The following is a 25,371-nucleotide window of genomic DNA, read 5'->3' as shown; positions in this document are numbered from 1 at the left end:
GCTACGCTAAATATCCTGACACGCTACTGGTTTTTCATCCAGTGTTTTTTACTGGCAATCCTGGCCACAACGAGTAAAATTACTCACCTGCCGCTTATTCTGTCATCAGGTCGTCGCCCATGAGTAAACCGTTTAAACTGAATTCTGCTTTCCGTCCTTCCGGGGATCAGCCCGAGGCTATTCGTCGCCTGGAAGAGGGGCTGGAGGACGGGCTGGCGCACCAGACTCTGCTGGGGGTTACCGGTTCGGGCAAAACCTTCACCATTGCCAACGTCATTGCCGATCTCCAGCGTCCGACGATGGTCCTCGCGCCGAACAAAACGCTGGCGGCGCAGCTGTATGGTGAGATGAAAGAGTTCTTCCCGGAAAACGCGGTGGAGTATTTCGTCTCCTACTACGACTACTACCAGCCGGAAGCCTACGTTCCCAGCTCCGACACGTTTATCGAGAAAGATGCCTCGGTGAACGAACATATCGAGCAGATGCGTTTGTCGGCGACCAAGGCGCTGCTGGAGCGTCGTGATGTGGTGGTGGTGGCCTCGGTGTCGGCGATCTACGGCCTGGGCGATCCGGATCTCTATCTCAAGATGATGCTGCACCTGACGCAGGGGATGATCATCGATCAGCGGGCGATTTTGCGCCGTCTGGCGGAGTTGCAGTACACCCGTAACGATCAGGCGTTCCAGCGCGGGACCTTCCGCGTGCGCGGCGAGGTGATTGATATCTTCCCGGCGGAATCGGACGACATGGCGCTGCGCGTGGAGCTGTTCGACGAAGAGGTTGAACGCCTGTCGCTGTTCGATCCGTTGACCGGTCACGTCGAGTCGGTGATCCAGCGCTTCACCATCTACCCGAAAACGCACTACGTGACGCCACGCGAGCGTATCGTGCAGGCGATGGAAGAGATCAAAATTGAGCTGGCGGACCGCCGCAAGGTGCTGCTGGCGAACAATAAGCTGCTGGAAGAGCAACGCCTGAGCCAGCGTACCCAGTTCGATCTGGAGATGATGAACGAGCTGGGCTACTGCTCCGGCATCGAAAACTACTCGCGCTACCTCTCCGGGCGCGGGCCGGGCGAAGCGCCGCCGACGCTGTTTGACTACCTTCCGGCGGACGGCCTGCTGGTGATCGACGAATCCCACGTTACGATCCCCCAGATCGGCGGGATGTACCGCGGTGACCGCGCGCGTAAAGAGACGCTGGTGGAGTACGGGTTCCGACTGCCGTCAGCGCTGGACAACCGTCCGATGAAGTTTGAAGAATTTGAGGCGCTTGCTCCGCAGACCATCTACGTATCGGCGACGCCGGGCAACTACGAGCTGGAAAAATCCGGTGATGACGTGGTGGACCAGGTGGTGCGTCCGACCGGGCTGCTGGATCCGATTATCGAGGTGCGTCCGGTGGCGACGCAGGTGGACGATCTGCTCTCGGAAATACGTGCCCGTTCCGCCATCAACGAGCGCGTGCTGGTTACCACGCTCACCAAACGTATGGCGGAAGATTTGACGGAGTATCTGGAAGAACACGGCGAGAAGGTGCGGTATCTGCACTCGGATATCGATACCGTGGAGCGTATGGAGATCATCCGCGATCTGCGTCTGGGCGAGTTCGACGTGCTGGTAGGAATTAACCTTCTGCGAGAAGGTCTGGATATGCCGGAGGTGTCGCTGGTGGCGATTCTGGACGCGGACAAAGAGGGCTTCCTGCGTTCCGAGCGCTCGCTGATCCAGACTATTGGCCGCGCCGCGCGTAACGTCAACGGGAAGGCGATCCTGTACGGGGATAAAATCACCCCGTCGATGGCCAAAGCGATTGGCGAAACGGAACGTCGTCGCGAGAAGCAGCAGCGCTATAACGAAGAGCACGGCATCACGCCGCAGGGGCTGAACAAGAAGGTGGTGGATATCCTGGCGCTGGGTCAGAACATTGCGAAGACCAAAGCGAAAGGCCGCGGCAAGGCCCGTTCAGTGGTGGAAGAGGATACCGTCGCGCTGACGCCGAAAGCGTTGCAGCAGAAGATCCACGAGCTGGAAGGGCAGATGATGCAGCATGCGCAGAACCTGGAGTTCGAAGAGGCTGCGCAAATCCGCGATCAGCTGCATCAGCTGCGGGATCTGTTTATTGCGGCATCGTGAATTTTTTGCCCGGTGGCGTTTTCTCCCTCTCCCTGTGGGAGAGGGCCGGGGTGAGGGCATCAGGCCGCACAAAACGAACCTAACCTAATGCCTGAATCGCCTTCTCCAGCGCCTCGCGTAGCAGATGGCGGTCGTGGCGATATTTAATATCGCTGGCTTCCAGCGGCTCCTGTACCACCACGCGATCGCCAATCCCTGATACATCCACTTTCGGTCCGACCACGACACCATCGATAATTTTCTTACCAACGTACTGTTCCATCAGGTCCAGCTTATCCGCCAGCGACAGGCTTGCCGCCGCCGGGCTGAGTTCGCGGCCTAAATTACCGATATAGACCATGGGCGCAGGCGTTCTGCGCAGCGCCTGCGCCAGCTCTTTCACCAGCAGGATCGGCATCAGGCTGGTGTAAAAACTTCCCGGCCCAATCAGGATCAGATCGGCCTCGCCAATCGCTTCTACCGCTTCACGCGTTGCGGGTACGCTGGGGTAGGTCATCAGCTCTTTTGGCGGCAGAAGAAGCTGGTCGATATTCACTTCACCATACACTTCGTGATCGCCAGCATCGATCGCCATCAAATCTACCGGCTGTTCGGACATTGGGATCAGGAACGCATCCACTTTTAGCAGGTTACGAATTAAATTGATCGCTTCCAGAGGGCGCACGCTCAGGTGATCCAGCGCCTTTAACATCAGATTTCCAAGGTTATGGCCTGAAAGTTCGCCATTCCCGCCAAAACGGTACTCAAACATCGCCGAGGCCACGCTTGGCTCAGTGATGAGCTGGTTGAGGCAGTTGCGCATGTCGCCCCAGGCTATCCCGCCTTCAGCACGTCGGATCCGCCCGGTTGAGCCGCCGTTGTCCGTTGTTGTCACGATGCCCGTCAGGCGTGAGCCCAGTGACGATAACGACGACATAACCCGTCCCAGCCCGTGACCTCCGCCAAGAGCGACCACGCGGTCCAGATCCGCAAAAGTGCGATTGCGCATACTTATTCCTTATCCTGTTAAGCTTGCGTCACAGTAACGCAACTACTCCTAAAAGACGATGCCTCTCACAATCCATAATGACGTATATCAATGCGAAAGCGCTGTTTTTGCGTATTCTGTAGTGAAAATGCACGATAACATCGTTATGTATAAATTTATATAGCGAAAAGCGACAATGGCGAAGTGGCGATTTCCACGCTACTATCGCCATAACCACGTTTTCAAAACTGAAAACATACACTCTAGCCCTGGCGCCTGTGTCGAGAGATATGGCGCCCTGGCCGTGGCGGATTTGCCACCAGGGTACAGAAAGAAATGACTGTGCCTCCCGATCTGGAAAGGTGTACATGGCTTCACAACTTACTGATGCTTTCGCGCGTAAGTTTTACTACTTGCGTCTGTCGATTACCGATGTGTGCAACTTCCGTTGCACCTACTGCCTGCCCGATGGCTACAAGCCGGGCAGCGTCACCAATAATGGCTTTCTCTCCGTGGATGAAGTACGCCGCGTTACGCGTGCGTTCTCGGAACTCGGCACGGAAAAAGTGCGTCTTACCGGGGGAGAGCCCTCCCTGCGTCGTGATTTCCCTGACATTATTGCCGCCGTGCGTGAAAACGAACGTATCCGCCAGATCGCGGTGACCACCAACGGTTACCGCATGGCGCGTGACGTGGCGTACTGGCGCGATGCGGGGCTGACGGCGATCAACGTCAGCGTGGACAGCCTTGATGCCCGGCAGTTTCACGCCATTACCGGTCAGGACAAGTTCCGCCAGGTGATGGACGGCATCGATGCGGCGTTTACCGCCGGGTTCGAAAAAGTCAAAGTCAACACGGTGCTGATGCGCGACGTAAACCACCATCAGTTGGACACCTTCCTGGCGTGGATTAAATCCCGTCCCATTCAACTGCGTTTTATCGAGCTGATGGAAACGGGCGAGGGCAGCGAGCTGTTCCGCCGTCACCATATTTCCGGCATGGTGTTGCGCGACGAGCTGCTGAAACGCGGCTGGATCCATCAGATCCGCCAGCGCAGCGATGGCCCGGCGCAGGTTTTTTGTCATCCGGATTATGAAGGCGAAATCGGCCTGATCATGCCCTATGAAAAAGACTTCTGTGCCAGCTGCAACCGCCTGCGTGTCTCCTCCGTTGGCAAGCTCCATCTTTGCCTGTTCGGGGATGGCGGCGTCGATCTGCGCGATTTGCTGGAAGATGACGCTCAACAGGACGCGCTTGAAGCACGCATTTCCGAGGCGCTGACGCACAAAAAGCAGACCCATTTCCTGCATCAGGGCAACACCGGCATTACTCAGAACCTGTCCTATATCGGCGGGTAATCAGGCTTTAGAAGGAACCAGAAGATGAGTCAAGTAAGCGCGGAATTTATCCCGACACGCATTGCTATTCTTACCGTTTCCGAACGTCGTGGTGAAGAGGATGATACCTCCGGCCACTGGCTGCGCGAGGCGGCACACGAAGCCGGACACCAGATTGTTGATAAAGCGATCGTCAAAGAAAACCGTTACGCCATTCGCGCTCAGGTCTCACAGTGGATTGCGAACGATGACGTCCAGGTGGTGCTGATCACTGGCGGCACCGGCTTTACCGCAGGCGACCAGGCGCCGGAAGCGCTGCTCCCGCTGTTCGATCGCGAAGTGGAAGGCTTCGGCGAAGTGTTCCGCATGCTCTCGTTTGAAGAGATTGGTACCTCTACGCTTCAGTCCCGTGCTGTCGCGGGGGTGGCGAACAAGACGCTGATCTTCGCCATGCCGGGGTCGACCAAAGCCTGCCGCACCGCGTGGGAAAACATTATTGCCCCGCAGCTGGATGCTCGTACCCGTCCGTGTAACTTCCATCCCCATTTAAAGAAATAAGCTATGTCACAACTGACCCACATAAACGCCGCTGGCGAAGCGCATATGGTGGATGTCTCCGCCAAAGCCGAAACGGTGCGCGAGGCGCGTGCTGAAGCGTTCATCACCATGCTGCCGGAGACGCTGGCGATGATTATCGACGGCAGCCATCACAAGGGTGATGTGTTTGCCACCGCCCGTATCGCTGGTATTCAGGCCGCTAAACGTACCTGGGACCTCATTCCGCTCTGCCATCCGCTGATGCTCAGCAAAGTGGAGGTAAATTTGCAGGCGCAGCCGGCGCATAATCGCGTGCGTATCGAGTCCTTGTGCCGCTTAACCGGGAAAACCGGCGTGGAGATGGAGGCGTTGACGGCGGCCTCCGTGGCGGCGCTGACCATCTACGACATGTGTAAAGCGGTGCAGAAAGATATGGTGATTGGCCCGGTGCGTCTGTTGGCAAAAAGCGGCGGCAAATCCGGCGATTTTAAGGTAGAAAGCCATGATTAAGGTGCTTTTTTTTGCCCAGGTCCGTGAGCTGGTCAATACCGACAGCCTGACGCTGGACGGCTCTTTCGAAAACGTCGCCGCCCTGCGCGCGCATCTGGCGGCGCAAGGCGACCGTTGGGCGCTGGCGCTGGATGAAGGCAAACTGCTGGCCGCCGTGAATCAGACGCTGGTGGAGTTGACCCACCCGCTGGCCGATGGGGACGAAGTGGCCTTCTTCCCGCCGGTAACAGGGGGTTAAGATGACGGAAACCCGAATTCTGGTCGGCCCTGAGCGCTTTAGCGTCGGTACCGAATACAGCTGGCTGGCAGAGCGCGATGAAGACGGCGCGGTCGTGACGTTTACCGGAAAAGTGCGTAACCACAACCTCGGCGACAGCGTAAAAGCGCTGACGCTGGAGCACTATCCGGGGATGACCGAAAAATCACTGGCGGCCATTGTCGAAGAGGCGAGAGGCCGCTGGCCGCTGGGACGCGTTACGGTTATCCATCGCATCGGCGAAATGTGGCCCGGCGAAGAGATTGTGTTTGTCGGCGTCACCAGCGCCCATCGCGGGAGTGCATTTGCGGCGGGGGAGTTCATCATGGATTATCTTAAAACCAAAGCGCCGTTCTGGAAACGTGAAGCGACGCCGGAAGGTGAGCGCTGGGTGGAATCACGCGACAGCGATAAGCATGCCGCCAGCCGTTGGTAACAGGTTTACGTGGATGTGTTAGTCTTAACATGTGTGTTTACTTAATCAGGAGTGAATCATGGACCGATTTCCGCGTTCCGATTCGATAGTTCAGCAGACCCGTAGCGGGCTGCAAACCTACATGGCTCAGGTATATGGCTGGATGACGGTTGGCCTGCTGCTTACCGCGTTTATCGCGTGGTATGCGGCAAACACGCCTGAACTGATGATGTTTATCTTCTCCAGCAAAATCACCTTCTTTGGGCTGATTATTGCGCAACTGGCGCTGGTATTTGTGCTCTCCGGGCTGGTGCACAAGCTCAGCTCGGGTATGGCGACCACGCTGTTTATGCTCTATTCGGCGCTGACCGGGCTGACGCTTTCCAGTATTTTCATCGTTTACACCTACTCCTCCATCGCCAGCACCTTTGTGGTGACCGGCGGGATGTTCGGTGTGATGAGCCTGTACGGTTACACCACCAAACGTGACCTGAGCGGCTTCGGCAACATGCTGTTTATGGGGCTGATTGGGATTGTGCTGGCGTCGCTGGTGAACCTGTGGCTGAAAAGTGACGCGCTGATGTGGGCGGTGACCTATATCGGGGTGGTGATCTTCGTGGGCTTAACCGCCTACGACACCCAGAAGCTCAAAAACATCGGTGAACAAATTGATGTTCGTGACAGTTCAAACCTGCGCAAATACTCGATTCTGGGCGCGTTGACGCTTTATCTGGACTTCATCAACCTGTTCCTGATGCTGCTGCGTATCTTCGGCAACCGTCGTTAGTGAGGGTGGCGCTGTCTGATGCCCTCACCCTGACCCTCTCCCACAGGGAGAGGGAACAAACCCTAAAAACGGCAACGAAGTTGCCGTTTTGCTTTTATTTTGCCATTGCCTTCTCGTTCTTCGCGCGCAGCTTCTTGGCCCGACTCTCCAGCACCAGATAACAGACCGTTGCCAGCGCCAGCGGCAGGAAGTAGTAGATCATGCGGTACGCGAGCAGGGCGGCGATAATCGTCCCGTGAGACACATGCTCCCCCGCAAGCAGCGCGATAAACACCGCTTCCAGTACGCCAATACCCGCCGGAATATGCACAATCACCCCGGCAATACTGCTTACCAGCAACACGCCCAGCACAAAGAAGTAATTCACATCTTCGCCAATTAACAGCCAGATAATGGCCCCCATCGCCATCCAGTTGGCGCTGGAAACCACCATTTGCAGGACGGCAAACTTCCATGACGGCAGCACCAGCTTCTGGCCTTTAATGGTCATGTGACGACGTTTGGCAAAGGCGCAGGCCCACAGGTAGGCCGCGATGATCAGCAGCAGTACGATGCCCAGAATGCGCAGAGTGGCCTCATCGATGTACCAGTGCGCAGGCAGCTGCACCACGCCGATGGTGAAAATCACCCCGCCCAGCAGAATATACCCCAGCCAGTTGGTGGTTATGCTTAAGGAGAAAATACGCGTAATGGTGCCGCCCGGTAAGCCAAGGCGGGAGTACAGGCGATAGCGCATACCAATCCCGCCCACCCAGGTGCTCAGCGTCAGGTTAAAGGCGTAGCAGATGAATGACACCAGCATAACCTGCCGTTTGGCAAGCTTATGACCGCAGTAGGCGCGTCCCAGCAGGTCATAGCAGCCGTACATCAGGTAGCTCACAATCACCAGCCCAACGGCACCCAGCAGGACTGTCCGGTTGTAGTTGCGAATAACTTTCCACACCTCTTCCCAGTCCACCTTCTGGGCATACACCACTAGCAGGACCGCGACGGCAATAAAGAACAGCCAGGTCAGGATTTTTTTCGCCAGCCGCCAGCGAGGATGAGATTTTGACATCAGGTTTTCCCTCCATCTTCCGCCTCTACGCGGTCCTGGGTTTCCATTTCGGGTTGCACAGGCGGATCCACCAGCGCCAGTTTCGGCGTATGCGCGGGCAGCCAGCCCACCATGGCCGGGAAGTGGCGCAGGAAGTGGAACACCACCACGCCGATGCCCACGTTCCACCAGCTCCGTTTCGGCACCATGGACTCATCCACACGCACGCAGTCTTTATTAATAAGACCCTGAAGGTTATCGCGCAGGGTGTGATTAAACTGGCGATCGTGGATGATGAGGTTCGCTTCCAGATTCAGCGATAAGCTCAGCGGATCAAGGTTGCTGGAGCCGACGGTCGCCCAGTGGTCATCCATCACGGCGACTTTGCCGTGCAGCGGGCGGCGGCGATATTCATAGATCTGCACGCCGCTTTTGACCAGATAGCGATAGAGCAGACGCGCGCCCACCTTCACAATCGGCATATCGGGCTCACCCTGCACGATAAGCTTCACGCTCACGCCGCGTCGGGCCGCGTTGCGCATGGCATGCAAAATCCGGTAACCGGGGAAGAAATAGGCGTTGGCGATAATCACCTCGCGCTTCGCGTTCGCCAGCATCTTCAGGTAATGACGCTCGATATCGTCCCGATGCTCCTCGTTATCACGCCAGACGAACAGGGCCTGCGCCTCGCCGGGCTTGCGGTTCTCCTCCGGGCGATGACGGCGTCGCCACCAGCGGCGGACGGCCTCCTTGCCGGGTAAGTTTTCCAGCACGAACAGCTGGATGTCCTGCACTACCGGCCCTTCGATACGGATCGCGTAGTCCTGTTTCGCTTCGGGACCGTAATCCGACATATGCTCGGCGGAGTAGTTAATGCCGCCAACGAAGGCCACCGTTTCATCCACCACCACAATTTTGCGGTGCATACGGCGGAACAGGTTGGTGCGCATGCCGAACAGACGCGGGCCGGGATCGTAATAGCGGAACACCACCCCTGCGGCGGTGAGCTCGTTAACAAATTCGTCGCTGAGATCCGGCGAACCATATCCGTCGAGCAGGACCTCGATTTTTATACCGCGACGAGCGGCATGCAGCAGTGCGCTATGCAACTGCCTGCCCACGTCATCTTCAAACCAGATAAACGTTTCCAGAAAGACTTTCTGCTGTGCGTGGCTAATCGCCTCAAAAACCGCCGGATAATAGTTATCGCCATTTTCCAGCAGCGTAATACGGTTACCTTCCTGCCATGTGCATTTCATAAGTGGATCTCCGCGCTGAGTGGGGCATGGTCGGAGAGATGTCGCCAGTTGAGTAAAGCCAGCGCCGTCGGGCTGCTGGCGTGGGCATTTTTTACGTAGATACGGTCAAGGCGCAGCACGGGGAAGCGCACCGGAAACGTTCGCGCGGGACGACCGCGTGCGCGGGTAAAAATCTCCTCCAGCCCCGCATTCACCTTCAGCGGATGGTTGGCACGCTGTCGCCAGTCGTTGAAATCACCGGCCACCACCACGGGCTCGCCCTCCGGCAGCGCATTTGTCCAGTCTGCCAGCATCTGTAGCTGGGCCTGACGGTGGGCTTCACGCAGGCCAAGATGAACACAGCCTACATGAACGGGAAAATCGAGCTCTGGGGGGGTGATACGACAGTATAACAGCCCGCGTTTTTCACTCTCGCCAACGGAGACGTCCCGGTTCTCATAATGCTCGATAGGAAAACGCGACAGCACCGCGTTACCGTGATGCCCCTCCGGGTAGACCGCATTGCGCCCGTAGGCGTAATCGCTCCACATGGTATCCGCCAGAAACTCGTAGTGGGGCGTGTCGGGCCAGTTTTCGAAATGCATCGGGTGCACTTCATGCGCGCCCATGACCTCCTGGAGGCAGACAATATCGGCGCTGACGGTGCGTACCGCGTCGCGCAGCTCCGGTAAAATGAAGCGGCGGTTAAATGCTGTGAAGCCCTTATGAATGTTTATCGTCAGCACCTTAAGCGAGAAATGCTGCGTTTTTTTGCTCATAAACACCTTCCTGGGTGACTATCCCGATGAAAATAAAGTGTAGTAGGCGTCACAAAAAGATGCGGCGTTACGGAATTTTCCGTAAAGTGCGGTAGTCTGAATTAGCAGAGAAAAATCCTTCAGGAGAGAAGCCATGAAGTGGCAACAACGCGTTCGTGTCGCAACCGGTTTGAGTTGCTGGCAGATAATGTTGCATTTACTGGTCGTGGCCGTACTGGTGATGGGCTGGATGAGCGGCACGCTGGTGCGTGTTGGCTTAGGGTTATGCGTGGTTTACGGCGTGACCGTGCTGTCGATGCTGTTTTTACAGCGTCACCACGACGCGCGCTGGCGCGAAGTGGGAGATGTGCTCGAAGAGCTCACCACCACCTGGTATTTTGGTGCGGCAATGATCGTCCTGTGGCTGTTGTCACGCGTGCTGCAAAACAACCTGCTGCTGGCCCTGGCGGGTCTGGCTATCCTCGCAGGACCCGCGGTGGTGTCGTTGCTCACCAAAGAGAAAAAGCTACGCGATGTTTCGTCTAAACATCGCATAGGCCACTGAGCCCGTAGTGGCCGCGATGACCAGTAGCGGCCACAAACTTCCCCACACAATATCCAGACTCGCATCCTTCAGATAGATCTGCTTGGTGATATCCGTGAAGTGACGAATCGGGTTTATCCACGTCAAATCCTGTAACCACACCGGCATGTTCTCCACTGGCGAAACGTACCCAGAAAGCAAAATCGCCGGCATCATAAAGACAAACACCCCAATAAACGCCTGCTGCTGCGTTGAGCATAGCGCGGAAATCAGCAGCCCAAACCCCACCAGCGACAGGCCGTAAATCACCATCGTGAAGTAAAACAGCGCCAGCGATCCGGCAAACGGGATCTGGTACGCCCATATTCCCACCCCCAGCACGATGGTGGCCTGGAACGTCGCGACAATCAGTGCCGGCACCGCCTTGCCGACAAATATCTGCCAGGTGGCGAGCGGCGAGACCAGCAGCTGATCCAGCGTGCCCTGTTCGCGCTCGCGGGCGACGGAGAGAGAGGTCACAATCATCACTCCGATGGTAGTGATCATGGCGATCAGCGACGGCACCACAAACCACTTGTAGTCCAGATTCGGGTTATACCAGTTGCGCACCACCAGTTCGCTGTTGTTGGGTTTGGGTTTGCCCGCCATCAGCTCCTGCTGGTAGTCCTTCACTACCTGCTGCAAATAGTTCGCCGCAATCTGGGCGCTGTTGGAGTTACGCCCGTCGAGGATCAGCTGCATCGGCGCGGTCTGGAAGGTATCCAGATTGCGGGAGAAATCCGCCGGGAAGCGCACCAGCAATAATGCTTTCTGCGTGTCGATGGTGGGCTGGATCGCCTGCGGGCTTTGCAGCAGCAGGACATGGGTAAAGGCTTTGGCGCGGGCGAAACGCTGCGTCAGCTCGACGGAATGCTTGCCATTGTCTTCGTTGTAAATGGCGATGGTGGCGTTGGTGACCTCCAGCGTGGCGGCAAACGGAAACAGTACAACCTGAAGCAGCACCGGCAGCACCAGAATGGCGCGGGTCTGCGGCTCGCGCAGCAGGGATTGCAGCTCTTTGCGGATCAGTGTCCATAAACGGTGAAACATGCGCGCTCCTTAATCTAACCGCCGTTTGGTTTTCATCCACGTCAACCCGATAAACATCACCGCCGACGCCATTAAAAACAGCGTGTTGATAATCAGCACTACCGGAATATTCCCCGCCAGGAACAGGCTTTGCAGCGTGCTCACGAAGTAGCGCTCCGGGATAATGTAGGTCACGGCGCGGATGACGGCAGGCATACTGTCTATCTGGAAGATAAACCCTGAGAGCATTATTGACGGCAGGAAAGCGGCGTTCAGCGCCACCTGCGCGGCGTTAAACTGGTTGCGGGTGATGGTGGAGATGAGCAGCCCCATCCCCAGCGTGCTGAGTAAAAACAGGCTTGTGATAAAGAACAGCACCACCAGCGAGCCGCGGTACGGCACGCCGAGGATAAAGACGGACACCAGCATGCAGAGCAGCATCGCCAGCATGCCGAGGAAGTAGTAGGGAATAAGCTTGCACAGCAGCAGCTCGACGCGCGTCACTTCAGTTGAAAGCAGCGCCTCCATGGTGCCGCGCTCCCATTCGCGGGCGATCACCAGCGAGGTCAGAATCGCGCCGATCACCGTCATAATAATCGTTACCGCGCCCGGAATAATAAAGTGCTGGCTGATGGCGGCGGGGTTAAACCAGTAGCGTGTCTGCACGTCAATCAGCGGTTCAAACTCCTCCCCCCGGTCTTCGGCGCGCTGCATCTGCCACAGCTGCCAGATCCCCTCCGCGTAACCCTGCACAAAGTTCGCGGTGTTCGGCTCGCTGCCGTCGGTGATCACCTGAATTGGCGCATCGGCGCCCGGGCGTGCCATGTTAGCGGCAAAATCGACCGGAATGACGATCAGACCGCGAATTTTTCCGGCCTGCATTTTCTGGATCAGTTCCTGCCGGCTGTCGCTGATGGTGGCATCGATGTAGGGCGAGCCGGTCATGGCGTGGGTGAAGTCCAGCGCCTCTTCGCTCTGCTGCTCCAGCAAAATCCCGACCCGCAGCTTGCTGGAATCGAGGTTAATCCCGTAGCCGAAAATAAACAGCAGCAGCAGGGGGATCACCACCGCAATCAGCCAGCTGCTGGGATCGCGCACGATCTGACGCGTCTCTTTAACGCACAGGGCGCGCACCCGGCGCCAGGAGAGGGCGTTACTGCGCATGAGTATTCTCCTTATCCCAGTCGTGAATGAGGGTGATAAACGCCTGCTCCATGGTCGGGTCTGGCTGCGCGTCGTCGGCGGCCTGCGCTTTCAGGTCATCCGGCGTGCCGTGGGCAATCAGCTTGCCGCGATAGACCAGCCCGATACGGTCGCAATACTCCGCCTCGTCCATAAAGTGGGTGGTGACCATCACGGTCACGCCTTTTTCCACCATGCTATTGATATGCAACCAGAATTCACGGCGGGTGAGGGGATCCACGCCTGAAGTCGGTTCATCAAGAAACAGGATATCCGGCTCGTGCATCAGTGAGCAGGCCAGCGCCAGCCGCTGTTTGAAGCCAAGCGGCAGAGCGTCGGTAGCGTGTGAGGCGATATCGGTCAGGCCGAAGGCGTCGCACATGCGGCCGATCTTCTCATTCTGTGCCCGTCCCCGCAGGCCGTAGACGCCGGAGAAAAATCGCAGATTTTGCTCCACCGTCAGGTTGCCGTAGAGCGAAAACTTCTGCGCCATATAGCCCAGGTGCTGGCGCGCCTTGCCGGAGCTGACTTTGAGATCCATGTTCAGCACCAGCGCTTTGCCGGAGGTTGGTACCAGCAGGCCGCACATCATTTTAAAGGTGGTGGATTTCCCTGCGCCGTTCGGCCCGAGCAGGCCAAATATCTCGCCGCGCTTCACGGCAAAATTGACGTTATCGGTGGCGGCGAAATCGCCGAATTTTTTGGTGAGCGATTTCGCTTCTATGACCGTTTCGCCCGGCGTACCTTCCACCGTGTGCAGAATGGCGCCAAGCGGTGATTCTGAGGTTCCCGCCCCGCCCAGCAGATCGATAAACGCATCTTCAAAGCGCGGCGCGGTCTCTGTCATGTCGATCTCAGGCATCCCCTGCGCACGCCGGATATCGTCGGCGGTGGCCTCTTTTTTGAGGATCACGCGCACCGAACGGCCCTGAATCATCCCGTCGCTCACCTGGGGCAGCTTCAGCACCCGTTGCAGCAGCGTGCGGTTGGATTCCTGCGCGCTGTGCAGCAGAAAACTTCGCCCGGCCATGGTTTGCGTCAGCTCGGTGGGTTCGCCCTGATAGAGCAGTTCGCCTTCATTCATCAGCAGCACGTCGCGGCACTGTTCTGCTTCATCAAGGTATGAGGTACTCCAGAGGATCAGCATGCCGTCACCCGCCAGCTCGTGCACCATCTGCCACAGTTCACGGCGGGAAATCGGGTCCACGCCGACGCCGGGTTCATCCAGCAACAGCACCTTCGGTTCGCCCACCAGCGTGCAGGCCAGCCCCAGCTTCTGCTTCATCCCGCCGGAGAGCTTGCCCGCCAGCCGGTCGGTGAACGGGCCGAGCGAGGTAAATTCCAGCAGGCGGGCGAAGGTTTTCTCCCGGGTTTCGCCGGTGACGCTGCGCAGGTCGGCGTACAGGTTGAGGTTTTCCATTACCGTCAGGTCTTCGTACAGACCAAACTTCTGCGGCATATAGCCGAGCATGCCGTGGAGCGCCGCGTCGTCTTTGATCGGATCGAGGCCAAGCACGCTGGCACTGCCTTCATCCGGCTTCAGCAATCCCGCCAGTATCCGCATCAGCGTAGTTTTACCCGCGCCGTCCGGCCCCACCAGCCCGGTCACATAGCCTTTCTGAATCGTACAATTCAGCGGTGCGACCGCCGGTTTAGCCATTCCCGGGAAGCGTTTGACCAGATTGTTGAGCTGGATAACCGCGTCATTCATGTCGTTCCCCGTCGTTTAAGGTCACGGTAACAGGCATGCCCTGACGCAGCGCGTCGTCCGCATCGGTGACGATGATGCGCAGGCGATACACCAGGTCGGTACGCAGGTCCGGGGTTTCAACGGTTTTTGGCGTGAACTCGGCGGTAGGAGAGACGAAGCCCACTTTGCCGTGATAGGGCTTGTCCGGGCGACCGTCGGTATAGAGCAGCAGTTCGCGGCCCGGCTGCATCTGGCCAAGATTCGGCTCATCAATGTAAGCGCGCACCCACACCGGACGGGTTAAGGAGAGCGTTAACACGGTGCTGCCCGCGCTGAGCATGCTGCCCGGCTCCACGGCGCGGGTCATCAGCGTGCCGTCAGACGGGGCGATTAACGTGGTGTCGTGCAGATCCAGCTCCGCCTGGGCTAACTGCGCCTGCGCCTGCTCAAGGCTGGCCTTCGCCTGGGCAATGTCCTGCGCACGGTTACCGGTGCGGTACTGGCTTAGCTTATCCTGGGCAGATTTCAGCGTCGCCTGTGCCTGGTCGCGGGATGAGCGCGCGTTTTCCAGGTCGTTGGCGGAAATAGTACGGCTTTTCCATAAGCCTTGCTGACGGTTATAGAAATTCTGCGCATAGTCATAGGCGGCTTTTGCCTGCTTAACGGCAGCGGCCGCCTGGGAGATCTCTTCGTCACGATAGCCCGCCAGCATCAGGTCGTATTGCGCCTGTGCGACGGAGACGCCTGCTTTTGCCTGCATCAGCGCGTTCTCAAACGGGGCTTTGTCCAGCATCCCCAGCGTCTGCCCGGCTTTGATGGCATCGCCTTCGTCAACGTTCAGCGAGGCCAGCCGTCCGCCAACGCGGAAGCTCATGTTGACGTTGCGGATATCCACGTTGCCATACAGCGTCAGGCCACGATCCTGCTGGCTCTGATACCACAGCCAGCCGCCTGTTCCCGCGGCAAGCAAGACAACAACCACCAGAATGATGGCGACAGGTTTTTTCATGACTTCTGGCTCCTTTGCGTTAAGCCTTGCAGGATCAGATCAACGTGACAGGTAATGACCTGGCTAATTTGCGCGGCTTTATCCTCATCGAATTGTGTCCAGCCCGTACGTAACAGGATGGTCTCACGCCCCAGACGGAAGGCGAGCACTTCGCCCAGCAGGGCGTGGGTATGCAAAATGGTGTCGGTATCGCTCGCGTCCCGTCCGGTATAGGCGGCGATCAGCCGGGTCAGATGGCTGTGCATCGGGGCGATCACCTGATCGTGCACCAGCTGGTACGCGGCAGTGGGGGAGAGCTGCTCGCGGGAGATAAATTTGCTCAGGTTCAGCGTATCGTCGTGCGTCAGCAGGCGGATCATGTTGTGACAGGCGTTAAGGATCAGCTGGCGGATGGCAGCCCGGTCAGGCTCTGGCTGGCTGAACAGCGCGGTGGCTTCTTCCACGTGCGGGCGAAAGCTGGTGCCGATAAAATCCGCGATCCACTGGGCGCAGGCGAGGTATAAATCCTCTTTTGAACCAAAATAGTAGGTGATGGCCGCAATATTCTGCCCGGCCTGAGCGGCGATATCCCGCGTGGTGGCATGCAGACCATACTCGCCAAACTGCGCCAGCGCGGCGGCGATAAGCTGACTTTTCGCCTGTTCGCCTTTGGTTGTCGTTGGGGTTGTATTCATAGCAGCATTAAAAATTAATCAATCGATTGATTAAGATTATGCCTGATTTGCGCAAACGTCGAGTCATCGCCGGGGATATTTTATGCGCCACGTCACAAAAGCTGCTACACTCCGCACCTTCGCGACATTGTGGTTTTTGTCCTTCTATTCGTTATATCTCCCTGAAAACTACACCTGTGATGGTCGGGGCGGTTCGGAGTTTTTATGTCTTTTGATTCCCTTGGTCTGAACCCGGAAATTCTGCGCGCCATCGCAGAGCAGGGCTACGTTGAGCCAACCCCTATCCAGCAGCAGGCCATTCCGGCCGTTTTGCAGGGCCGTGACCTGATGGCAAGCGCGCAGACCGGTACCGGTAAGACCGCGGGCTTTACCCTGCCGCTGCTGGAGCTGTTGGTAAAAAACCAGCCGCACGCCAAAGGCCGTCGTCCGGTGCGTGCGCTGATCCTCACCCCAACCCGCGAGCTGGCGGCCCAGATTGGCGAGAACGTGCGTGAATACAGCCGCTACCTCAACATTCGTTCGCTGGTAGTTTTCGGCGGGGTAAGCATTAACCCGCAGATGATGAAGCTGCGCGGCGGCGTGGACGTGCTGGTGGCAACGCCGGGGCGTCTGCTGGATCTGGAACACCAGAACGCGGTGAAGCTCGATAACATCGAAATTCTGGTGCTGGACGAAGCCGACCGTATGCTGGATATGGGCTTCATCCACGACATTCGCCGCGTGCTGGCGAAGCTGCCGACGCGTCGTCAGAACCTGCTCTTCTCCGCGACCTTCTCCGACGAGATCAAGGCGCTGGCGGAAAAGCTGCTGCATAACCCGCTGGAAGTGGAAGTCGCGCGCCGCAACACCGCCTCCGAGCAGGTGACGCAGCACGTTCACTTCGTAGATAAGAAGCGCAAGCGGGAGCTGCTCTCCCAGATGATCGGTCAGGGCAACTGGCAGCAGGTGCTGGTCTTTACCCGCACCAAGCACGGCGCCAACCACCTGGCGGAACAGCTGAATAAAGACGGCATCCGCAGCGCGGCGATCCACGGTAACAAGAGCCAGGGCGCGCGTACCCGTGCGCTGGCGGACTTTAAATCTGGCGACATTCGCGTGCTGGTGGCAACCGACATCGCCGCACGCGGTCTGGATATCGAAGAGCTGCCGCACGTGGTGAACTACGAGCTGCCAAACGTGCCGGAAGATTACGTTCACCGTATCGGCCGTACCGGCCGTGCGGCGGCAACCGGGGAAGCGCTCTCTCTGGTTTGCGTGGATGAACACAAGCTTCTACGCGACATTGAACGCCTGCTGAAGAAAGAGATCCCGCGCATTGAAACCCCGGGCTATGAAGTGGACCCGTCGATCAAAGCCGAGCCAATTCAGAACGGTCGTCAGGGTGGCGGACGCGGTCAGGGCGGCGGTGGTCGCGGTCAGCAGCCGCGTCGTTCAGAAGGTGGCGCGCCGAAATCTTCGGGCAAACCGCCGCGTCGTAATAACGACAGCAAACCAGCCGGTGAAAACCCGTGGCGTAGCGGCGAAGGGAAACCGGCAGGCGAGGGGCAGCGCCGACGCCGCCCGCGTAAACCTGCTAACCCGCAGTAATCTGGAAGCCCGGTCGTAAAGCCGGGCTTTTCTTTTTGCGGCAGCGGAGAGAAAGTGCCACAATAGTGGCTGTTTATACAGTATTTCAGGTTTTCCGATGGCTTTAACCGCTGCGCTGAAAGCGCAAATAGGCGCCTGGTATAAGGCGCTACAGCAGCAGATCCCCGATTTTATCCCCCGAGCGCCGCAGCGGCAGATGATTGCCGACGTGGCAAAAACGCTCGCCGGGGACGACGGGCGACATCTGGCGATTGAAGCCCCGACCGGCGTCGGGAAAACCCTGTCGTATCTCATTCCCGGCATCGCCATCGCGCGGGAGGAGGACAAAACGCTGGTGGTCAGCACCGCCAACGTGGCCTTGCAGGATCAGATCTTCAGCAAAGATTTGCCGCTGCTGCGCAAAATTATCCCCGATTTACGCTTCACCGCCGCCTTTGGTCGCGGGCGCTACGTCTGCCCGCGCAATCTGGCGGCGCTGGCCAGCAGTGAACCCTCCCAGCAGGATCTGCTCGCGTTTCTTGATGACGAGCTAACGCCAAACAACAAGGCGGAGCAGGAGCAGTGCGCAAAGCTGAAGGCCGATCTCGACGGCTACAGGTGGGACGGCCTGCGTGATCACACCAGCCAGGCGATCGGCGACGACCTGTGGCGCAGGCTCAGCACCGATAAAGCGAGCTGCCTGAACCGCAACTGTCACTACTACCGCGAGTGCCCTTTCTTTGTTGCCCGGCGTGAGATTCAGGAAGCGGAGGTGGTTGTCGCCAACCATGCGCTGGTGATGGCCGCACTGGAGAGTGAAGCGGTCCTGCCGGAGCCCAAAAACCTGCTGCTGGTGCTCGATGAAGGTCATCATCTGCCCGACGTGGCGCGGGATGCGCTGGAGATGAGCGCGGAAATTACCGCCCCGTGGTTTCGCCTGCAACTGGATCTGTTCTGTAAGCTGGTGGTAACTTGCATGGAGCAGTTCCGCCCGAAAACCACGCCGCCGCTGGCGGTTCCGGAGCGGTTGAGCGAGCACTGTGAAGAGGTGTACGGCCTCATCGCCTCGCTGAATAACATTCTTAACCTGTATCTCCCCGCCACCCAGGAGGCAGAACACCGCTTTGCGATGGGGGAGTTGCCGCAGGAAGTGATGGAAATTTGTCAGCAGCTGGCGAAGCACCTTGAAAAGCTGCGCGGGCTGGCGGAGATGTTCTTAAATGATCTCAGCGAGAAAACCGGTACCCATGACGTGGTGCGTTTGCACCGCATTCTGCTGCAAATGAACCGTGCGCTGGGCATGTTTGAGGCGCAGAGCAAACTCTGGCGGCTGGCCTCAATGGCGCAGGCGTCCGGCGCGCCGGTGACAAAGTGGGCCACCCGCGAAGTGCGAGACGGGCAGGTACATCTTTTCTTCCACTGCGTGGGCATCCGCGTGGCCGATCAGCTGGAAAAGCTGATCTGGCGCAGCGTGCCGCACGTGGTAGTGACGTCGGCGACCCTGCGTTCACTGAACAGCTTCTCAAGGTTGCAGGAAATGAGCGGCCTGAAAGAGAAAGCGGGGGACCGTTTTGTGGCCCTGGACTCGCCGTTCAACCACTGTGAGCAGGGCAAGCTGGTGATCCCGCGCATGAACTATGAGCCGCTTATCGATAACGAAGAGCAGCATATTGCGGAAATGGCGGCCTACTTCCGCGAGCAGGTTGAGAGTAAAAAATACCCCGGTATGCTGGTGCTGTTTGCCAGCGGCCGCGCGATGCAACGCTTCCTGGAGCACGTCACCGATCTGCGCTTGCTCCTGCTGGTGCAGGGCGATCAGCCGCGTTATCGGCTGGTGGAAACCCACCGTAAACGCATTGATAACGGCGAGCGCAGCGTGCTGGTGGGGTTACAGTCCTTTGCGGAAGGGCTTGATTTGAAAGGTGACTACCTGACGCAGGTGCATATCCATAAAATTGCCTTCCCGCCCATCGACAGCCCGGTGGTGATCACCGAAGGCGAATGGCTGAAAAGCCTGAACCGTTATCCGTTTGAAGTGCAAAGCCTGCCTGCGGCGTCGTTTAACCTTATTCAGCAGGTCGGGCGCTTGATCCGTAGCCACGGCTGCTGGGGCGAGGTGGTGATTTATGACAAACGACTGCTCACCAAAAACTACGGCCAACGGCTGCTGAATGCGCTGCCGATCTTCCCGATTGAGCAGCCAGAAGTGCCGGAGGTAAAAAAACGCCCGGCAAAACCCTCTGCCGGGCGTACAAAAAGCATCCGTGCAAAGAGGCGCGGTCCTACTGGTAAGTGAATGTCACCTGAATCACGCTGCTGAACGTCCCGGCAGTGACGGGCATTGAGGTGGCGTAGTAGCGCGCGGACAGGGGAAAGGTTGCCGTGTGGTCGCTCGGATTGATGGCGGCGTTAAAGGCGGCCTGCGGGGCAATCAGTATTTTGTCCTGCCGGTCTGCCAGCTCCAGCGCCAGCCCCTTTGCGCTGCCGATATTGGCTAATTTAGTGGGGTGCGTGCTGTCCGCCTGTCCATAGAAGTAGGCGGTGGCAAGCGCGAGGCTTGGCGGGCAGTGGGATACTGACAGGGAGAAGTCTTTCCACTCGCCGGTATCGCCCACGTCTTTAAAATCACCGGATGCCGCCTGACCTAAATCCACCGTCAGGTTCCGGCTGGCGCTGTCGATGATGCAGGTATTGGCGTAAATGTTACCCGTCATCTGGATCTGAATATCCTCGGCGTGTGCCTGGGCGATCAGCCCCAGCGCCAGAAACGCAATTATCTTCTTCATGTCAGTTACTTATAAGCAAGCGTGATGGTGGCAACGGTGTTGGCCGGACCGGGAGTGACCACGTCGCTGACCTGCTCGTAACGCACCTCAAACGGTATGGTCAGCGTTTCGTTGGCAATGGCTTCGCTCCGGGTGTTAACGTAGGTATCAAAGGTGGCGATATTGTCGTCGAACAGCATTCGGACACCGACGCCCGTCGCGACGCCGGTCTGCTGCGTGAGTTTCAGCACCCCTTCGAAGGCCGTTTCATAGCCGTTTGAGCTGGTAATTTTCACTTCAGGCTGTACGGTGCTGTTGCAGTTCACCGTGACGTCAAAGTTTCGTGCCGGGGAAGAGAGCATCCCCACGCTGATAAAATCGCTGACCGGGAAATCCCCCAGATTGACCGTCAGGTTTTTCGGCAGGACGGAGCAGGTGACCTCTTTCAGAATAACGTTGCCTGCATAGGAGATGGTGTTGGGATCGCCCAGCCCTTCGTGGTGATAAACCCCGATCCCAAAACGGGTCTGACTTTGATTCAGCGTGCCTGACGCTACGGTATCGCTGGTTTTGACCAACTCCAGCGTAACGTCGAAATTAAAGGTCTGTTTGCCATCGCTGGAAACATAACCCAACGGCGTTCCTGTGGAAATGCAGTTAACGCCTCCGGCTCCGCTGATGCGCTGCCCCTGATCGTTCATCAGGGCCACACCGATCCCAGGGACTCCCGAATCGTAGACACCCTTCAGGCCTGGAATCTCAGACCCAGTGCCGTAGTAACAAGAGACAATTTCCAGCCCCTTATCTTCCGCATTGTCACAATTACCGGCGATATGGGCGATTTGCTCTGTACCCGGGATCGTTTCGCCAACGGCCAGCGTGGTGGGAACGGAGATAGAGGCCACGTTGATCATTTTCGGCAGGTCTGGGGTAGTACAGGTCGCCTTCGCATGCGGCATAAATAACGCGGCGGTTCCCAGAACCAGTAAGAAAAAGCACTGTTTAATCATTTGCATAATCGTTAGCCTGAACGGTGGATCAGTGACACTGCGCGGCAGCGTTAATGATGCTGGTTTTCTCTTTCTCATCCGTTAGCGCATAGTCAGCGACGCAGTGCTCGTTCGCCCCCTGTCCCCAGGAAACGTAGAGATGCCCTTGCTGCGGCAGACCAGAGAGGTAGGTCTGGCCGTCATTCCCGACAATAAATTCGCTGTCCTTATCTTCGGTGGTGACCGTTGCGCCGAAGGGCAGCGGTTTACCCTTTTGCGTAAGCGTCATCAGGACGCGGTTACCCACGCGGGTGTTAAAGCTGGCGCGCACCACGGCCCCGCGGGTTGGCGTCACGATCTGCGCCGCGTGGGTGACGTCGGCGTTGTCCGGTAGCGTTTCGGTATCCAGCGCGATGGTGTTGCGGCGATACGCGGTAACAAACGGCACGACGGTGTAGCCGCGGAAGTCGGTCTCGACGCCCGTCTGGTTCGTGATATGGGTTCCGTGCGTGCCCGGCGCTTTCACCAGCGCGATGGTGTCACCGAGCGGCTGGCTCAGGGTGATTCCGTTCGCATGGGCAACCACGCCGCCCTGCAAACCGACGTTCAGGGTCTGCTGATACTTATCCTGACTGACGCCTGCGCTCACTTCGCCATATGTCGCTTTGTAATCGGCGTTGATGCTGGTGGAGTTACCGCTGCCGATGCTGCTCAGCCCTTCCTGGATGTTCCAGTTCAGGTTGTCCTCTTTCAGCGCCGTGCCGTTCAGGCCGATGTTCTGCGTCGTGCCGTCTTTGGTGTTGTTCAGGTTGTAGGTGGCCCAGGTGTTATGCATCCAGCGGTCCAGCGGCACCGAGACGCTCAGCGAGAACTGGTTGTCGTTTGTCACCTCGTTACCGTCTTCATCGCTGTCCTGGGTGTTTTTGTTCATGCTGTAGCTGAGGCTGTAGCTCACCCCGTGCCAGCTATTGTTGTAGCTGACGCTCAGGGAGGTCATGTTCTGGCTCTGGCTCCAGTAAGTTTCCTTCACCATGCTCAGCGTGACCGACCCCCAGCCTTCTGGCAGCGTCTGGTCAACGGTGGCTTCGGTACGGGCGCGGCGCTGCTGGGGAGCAGACCAGTCGTCGGAGCGGGTATACGACTCCATGGTGTCGTCCAGGGTGTAAAACCCCTTGCTGTTATAGCGATAGCCCGCAAGGGTAAAGTTGGTGCCCGAACCGGCGAAATCTTTGCTGTAACGGATGCGCCATGACTGACCCTTGCTGGACTGCTGTTTTTTCAACAGGGCTCTGGCGCGGGTTACGTCAATGGAGAACGCCCCCAGATCGCCCATGTTTTTCCCGACGCCAGCCGCCTGAGACTGGTAATGGCTGCTCTGCTGCACGCCACCGTAGGCGGTGAAACCGTAGGGTAAACCGTAGATGGCGCTGCCCTGGGCAAACGGGGTCTTCTCGACGTCGTTGTCATAAGAACGGTAGCGTCCGGCAGTCACGCTGTAGCGCAGATTTTTTTCACGCTGCAATACCGGCACGGAGGCAAACGGCACGACGAAATGGCTTTCGCTGCCGTCGGTCTCTTTCACGGTGACCTGGAGATCGCCGCTGCTGCCGGTGGGGTAGAGATCGTTAATTTCGAACGCGCCGGGGGCGACCGTGTTCTGATAAATGATGTAACCGTTCTGGCGTACCACCACCTGCGCGTTACTGTGGGCGCTGCCGCGAATAATAGGGGCATAGTCTTTCTCGCTGTCCGGCAGCATGTCGCTGTCGGATTTTAGCTCCACGCCGGTATAGGGGACGCTGTCAAAAACGTCGGAAGGTGAGGTGCTTTGGCCCACCGTCACGTCACTTTTCATCGCCACAATATCGCGTTGCGCATAGGTATAAACGGAGGTGAATTTCTGTTCCTCCTCATGACCCGTGGTGCTGCGATTCCAGGTGGAGTAGTTACGAACGCGCCATGCCCCGATGTTGAAGCCGGGACGCAGGTTAACGTACTGGCTGCTGCTATTCTCTTCACCCTGCTGGCGCGCATGGCTCTGGCTGGCGTTGACGCTGTAATTAAGCAGGCCCGCGTTGATCCCTTCGTCAAACTCTTTCGGGTCGATGTAACCGCGAGGTACCTGACCGAGCGCCTTTTGCGGAATGCTCAGCAGCAGCTGCTGATTGCGCACGCGAAAGGTCGCGGATGCCGAAGGGATGGCGTGTAGATCGGCGCACTGACCTTCTGCTCTCAGCTGCGGATATTTTTGCGTTTTGATCCCGAGGCTCTTTAATTCGTCCAGTGTAAAACAAGGCTGGAGCGTGCTGGTGCCCTGTGGATCTTTAACTAAGTTGAAGGTCACGTCGCGGGTATCAATTTTATTGTTATTGATAAAGATCGCGACCTGATATTTACCTGGTGCCTGGCCGGGACCTTTTTCATAGACAGACAGATCGGTCTTTCCCTGCTGCGGGTTATCAATGTCCAGCAGGGCAGGGTTAAAATAATCATCAGCCAAAACCTGCTGCGCAAAGATCGCCATTGCCAGGCAACAAATAGCCATCAGCAATGACGAAAATCGGCAGGTGAACGGCTTTTTATGGCTGTACATGATGATTTTATTACCGGGTAATACGATTAATGAACGGGTTTAGACCATGTCTGACTGATGCTGCCGTAATCGGTAATAATGGAATACGCGACGGTAGAACCTCCGACGTTGCCAGGTAAAGCAAAATGCGTTTCAGTTTTCGGCACAGCCCAGGTGGCTTTTTTGACTTTCTGTCCATTCAGGGTGACGGTCTGAAAATTCATAAAGAAAGGTGTGGGATTATTCACCACTAAATCATTCCCTTCGCGATGCCATTCAAGTTTATCGGCCACATCTTCTGGTCTGCCTTTTACCGCTGACGGGCGATAGAGCAATTTAATGCGGGTATTAATGGCAATTTGCAGCGTATTTACCCCTTCGACATGCTTCGAGGACGGGATCGCTTTAATATTCAGCCAGTACAGAGATTCCCTGTCTTCCGGTAAATTTCCTCCCGTACGGACTACGCGCAGGACGTTATCCTCTTTCGCATCCAGTCGAAAAAGCGGCGGGGTGATCAGGAACGGGGCTTTGGCCTGGTTTTTACCGCCAGAATCGACCCAGGACTGCACCAGATAATCCGTGGTATCCGGGTTTGAAAGACCGAGAGATGATTCCTTTTTATCTCCCTGATAGACCAGCCGGGTGCCATTAATCACGACCCCCGCCTGTGCCGAGGCTGCTACCAGTAAAAGAATGCTCAGTAAATAACCGTGGCGCATAAAGATTTCTCAATAAAAAGATGAGATATTAATGCTCGCAAAAGCATTAATATCTCAGGATTGATAAGATCAGTTATAAATAACGGTGAAGGTTGATACAGAGTTAGCAGGGCCCGCGGTGACTGCCGCCTGGGTTTGAATATAACGCGCACCGAACTCCAGATCGTTAACCGCCGTGCCGGAGGCTAAAGGATATTGCTTCGAAGGGGTATACAGGCTGACAGGCTGCCCGGACGTGTCAACCAGCTGAATAGCCACACCGGTAGCTGCATCGGTATCGGGCGTTAACGCCAGCGCGGCATTATTATCCGCATCCGGGGTACCACCGAAGTTAATCGCTGCCGAGGTTACGGTTTCCGGACAATTGGTTAACTTAATATCAAACTTCGTTAATGTGCTGGTAGAGCCTGCACCGGTAAATACCGTTTTAGATACTTTTCCCAACTGAACATCTAATGGATTACTTAATCCATTCACGACCTGGCAAGCAGAATCGATAATTTCTCCGGTGAAATTAATCTGCCCTTCACCGTTGGTTGCCGCAAATGCAGATGCAGAACATCCCACCGTTGCGGCGATAAACAACCCTAATGCAACCTTGTTCATAGTAAATC

The 25,371-nt window shown here is 57.2% G+C and carries 24 protein-coding genes and 1 riboswitch; of the genes, 10 read left to right on the top strand and 14 right to left on the bottom strand.

Annotation, left to right across the window (positions count from 1 at the left end):
• Window positions 1-119 precede the first annotated feature (119 nt).
• Window positions 120-2,135 (top strand): excinuclease ABC subunit UvrB, encoded by a 2,016-nt coding sequence (gene uvrB / locus CU081_RS20990; RefSeq protein WP_003858519.1) that lies wholly within the window; start codon window positions 120-122, stop codon window positions 2,133-2,135.
• Between the two features lie 79 nt (window positions 2,136-2,214).
• On the opposite strand, the gene yvcK is transcribed toward uvrB, so the two are convergent.
• Window positions 2,215-3,123 (bottom strand): uridine diphosphate-N-acetylglucosamine-binding protein YvcK, encoded by a 909-nt coding sequence (gene yvcK, locus CU081_RS20985; protein ID WP_003858517.1) that lies wholly within the window; start codon window positions 3,121-3,123, stop codon window positions 2,215-2,217.
• Between the two features lie 226 nt (window positions 3,124-3,349).
• Window positions 3,350-3,483, top strand: a riboswitch (molybdenum cofactor riboswitch).
• Here yvcK and moaA point away from each other — a divergent pair.
• The 6 genes from moaA to CU081_RS20955 all read left to right on the top strand — a co-directional run bounded on the left by moaA (window position 3,471) and on the right by CU081_RS20955 (window position 6,944).
• Window positions 3,471-4,460: a GTP 3',8-cyclase MoaA gene (moaA, locus tag CU081_RS20980; RefSeq protein WP_003858516.1), complete on the top strand. Its 990-nt coding sequence runs from the start codon at window positions 3,471-3,473 to the stop codon at window positions 4,458-4,460. It overlaps the preceding riboswitch by 13 nt.
• A gap of 24 nt (window positions 4,461-4,484) precedes the next feature.
• Window positions 4,485-4,997, top strand: a complete 513-nt coding sequence (moaB, locus tag CU081_RS20975; RefSeq protein ID WP_003858514.1) for a molybdenum cofactor biosynthesis protein B — start codon at window positions 4,485-4,487, stop codon at window positions 4,995-4,997.
• 3 nt (window positions 4,998-5,000) lie between these two features.
• Entirely contained in the window at window positions 5,001-5,486 is a 486-nt protein-coding gene (gene moaC, locus CU081_RS20970; RefSeq protein ID WP_003858511.1) for a cyclic pyranopterin monophosphate synthase MoaC, read from the top strand.
• Window positions 5,479-5,724 carry a molybdopterin synthase sulfur carrier subunit gene (gene moaD, locus CU081_RS20965; protein WP_003858510.1) on the top strand — a complete coding sequence of 82 codons (246 nt, stop codon included), beginning with the start codon at window positions 5,479-5,481 and terminating at the stop codon, window positions 5,722-5,724. Before moaC ends, moaD begins: the two co-directional genes overlap by 8 nt.
• A 1-nt stretch (window position 5,725) precedes the next feature.
• Complete coding sequence (gene moaE, locus CU081_RS20960; protein WP_003858509.1) at window positions 5,726-6,178, top strand: molybdopterin synthase catalytic subunit MoaE; 453 nt, start codon at window positions 5,726-5,728, stop codon at window positions 6,176-6,178.
• A 58-nt stretch (window positions 6,179-6,236) separates the two neighbouring features.
• Complete coding sequence (locus CU081_RS20955; protein ID WP_003858508.1) at window positions 6,237-6,944, top strand: Bax inhibitor-1/YccA family protein; 708 nt, start codon at window positions 6,237-6,239, stop codon at window positions 6,942-6,944.
• A gap of 94 nt (window positions 6,945-7,038) precedes the next feature.
• Here CU081_RS20955 and CU081_RS20950 read toward each other — a convergent pair whose 3' ends face one another.
• Genes CU081_RS20950 through CU081_RS20940 form a run of 3 tightly spaced genes read right to left on the bottom strand, consistent with a single transcriptional unit; the run spans window position 7,039 to window position 9,997 of the window.
• The gene (locus tag CU081_RS20950; RefSeq protein WP_003858505.1) at window positions 7,039-8,001 is read right to left on the bottom strand and encodes a lysylphosphatidylglycerol synthase domain-containing protein; all 963 of its coding nucleotides are present in this window, start codon (window positions 7,999-8,001) and stop codon (window positions 7,039-7,041) included.
• Window positions 8,001-9,239, bottom strand: a complete 1,239-nt coding sequence (gene clsB, locus CU081_RS20945; protein ID WP_003858503.1) for a cardiolipin synthase ClsB — start codon at window positions 9,237-9,239, stop codon at window positions 8,001-8,003. Before clsB ends, CU081_RS20950 begins: the two co-directional genes overlap by 1 nt.
• Window positions 9,236-9,997, bottom strand: a complete 762-nt coding sequence (locus CU081_RS20940) for an endonuclease/exonuclease/phosphatase family protein (protein WP_003858502.1) — start codon at window positions 9,995-9,997, stop codon at window positions 9,236-9,238. The genes clsB and CU081_RS20940 overlap by 4 nt, the downstream gene beginning before the upstream one ends.
• Before the next feature lie 133 nt (window positions 9,998-10,130).
• On the opposite strand from CU081_RS20940, the gene CU081_RS20935 reads away from it, so the two are divergent.
• Window positions 10,131-10,541: a YbhQ family protein gene (locus CU081_RS20935; protein ID WP_003858499.1), complete on the top strand. Its 411-nt coding sequence runs from the start codon at window positions 10,131-10,133 to the stop codon at window positions 10,539-10,541.
• Here the strand turns inward: CU081_RS20935 and CU081_RS20930 are convergent.
• The 5 genes from CU081_RS20930 to cecR are packed head-to-tail and all read right to left on the bottom strand — an operon-like array spanning window position 10,503 to window position 16,143.
• Window positions 10,503-11,609 (bottom strand): ABC transporter permease, encoded by a 1,107-nt coding sequence (locus tag CU081_RS20930; protein WP_022647506.1) that lies wholly within the window; start codon window positions 11,607-11,609, stop codon window positions 10,503-10,505. The genes CU081_RS20935 and CU081_RS20930 overlap by 39 nt on opposite strands.
• A gap of 9 nt (window positions 11,610-11,618) precedes the next feature.
• On the bottom strand, window positions 11,619-12,752 hold the full coding sequence (locus CU081_RS20925; RefSeq protein ID WP_100185517.1) for an ABC transporter permease: 1,134 nt from the start codon (window positions 12,750-12,752) through the stop codon (window positions 11,619-11,621).
• On the bottom strand, window positions 12,742-14,481 hold the full coding sequence (locus CU081_RS20920; protein ID WP_022650644.1) for an ATP-binding cassette domain-containing protein: 1,740 nt from the start codon (window positions 14,479-14,481) through the stop codon (window positions 12,742-12,744). The genes CU081_RS20925 and CU081_RS20920 overlap by 11 nt, the downstream gene beginning before the upstream one ends.
• Window positions 14,474-15,469, bottom strand: coding sequence for a secretion protein HlyD (gene hlyD, locus CU081_RS20915; RefSeq protein WP_022650645.1), 996 nt, complete (start codon window positions 15,467-15,469; stop codon window positions 14,474-14,476). Before hlyD ends, CU081_RS20920 begins: the two co-directional genes overlap by 8 nt.
• Window positions 15,466-16,143, bottom strand: a complete 678-nt coding sequence (gene cecR, locus CU081_RS20910; RefSeq protein ID WP_003858489.1) for a transcriptional regulator CecR — start codon at window positions 16,141-16,143, stop codon at window positions 15,466-15,468. Before cecR ends, hlyD begins: the two co-directional genes overlap by 4 nt.
• 204 nt (window positions 16,144-16,347) lie before the next feature.
• On the opposite strand from cecR, the gene rhlE reads away from it, so the two are divergent.
• Window positions 16,348-17,730 carry an ATP-dependent RNA helicase RhlE gene (rhlE, locus tag CU081_RS20905; RefSeq protein WP_003858487.1) on the top strand — a complete coding sequence of 461 codons (1,383 nt, stop codon included), beginning with the start codon at window positions 16,348-16,350 and terminating at the stop codon, window positions 17,728-17,730.
• A gap of 97 nt (window positions 17,731-17,827) precedes the next feature.
• Window positions 17,828-20,005, top strand: coding sequence for an ATP-dependent DNA helicase DinG (gene dinG / locus CU081_RS20900; RefSeq protein WP_022650647.1), 2,178 nt, complete (start codon window positions 17,828-17,830; stop codon window positions 20,003-20,005).
• Here dinG and CU081_RS20895 read toward each other — a convergent pair.
• From CU081_RS20895 to CU081_RS20875, 5 genes are all read right to left on the bottom strand, one after another.
• Window positions 19,992-20,495, bottom strand: a complete 504-nt coding sequence (locus tag CU081_RS20895; protein ID WP_022650648.1) for a fimbrial protein — start codon at window positions 20,493-20,495, stop codon at window positions 19,992-19,994. The two genes, dinG and CU081_RS20895, sit on opposite strands and share 14 nt — an antisense overlap.
• A gap of 5 nt (window positions 20,496-20,500) precedes the next feature.
• A complete protein-coding gene (locus tag CU081_RS20890) occupies window positions 20,501-21,490 on the bottom strand; it encodes a fimbrial protein (RefSeq protein WP_023292952.1) in 990 nt (329 codons plus the stop codon).
• Window positions 21,491-21,512: 22 nt separating this feature from the next.
• On the bottom strand, window positions 21,513-24,056 hold the full coding sequence (locus CU081_RS20885) for a fimbria/pilus outer membrane usher protein (protein ID WP_072202875.1): 2,544 nt from the start codon (window positions 24,054-24,056) through the stop codon (window positions 21,513-21,515).
• Window positions 24,057-24,082: 26 nt separating this feature from the next.
• The gene (locus CU081_RS20880) at window positions 24,083-24,757 is read right to left on the bottom strand and encodes a fimbrial biogenesis chaperone (RefSeq protein WP_023324355.1); all 675 of its coding nucleotides are present in this window, start codon (window positions 24,755-24,757) and stop codon (window positions 24,083-24,085) included.
• 69 nt (window positions 24,758-24,826) lie between these two features.
• Window positions 24,827-25,363, bottom strand: a complete 537-nt coding sequence (locus CU081_RS20875; protein WP_003858476.1) for a fimbrial protein — start codon at window positions 25,361-25,363, stop codon at window positions 24,827-24,829.
• Between the last annotated feature and the right edge of the window lie 8 nt (window positions 25,364-25,371).

Source organism: Enterobacter sp. CRENT-193 (assembly GCF_002787395.1).
Classification (GTDB): Bacteria; Pseudomonadota; Gammaproteobacteria; order Enterobacterales; family Enterobacteriaceae; genus Enterobacter; species Enterobacter hormaechei_C.
This window is presented reverse-complemented; position numbering and strand designations above follow the sequence as displayed.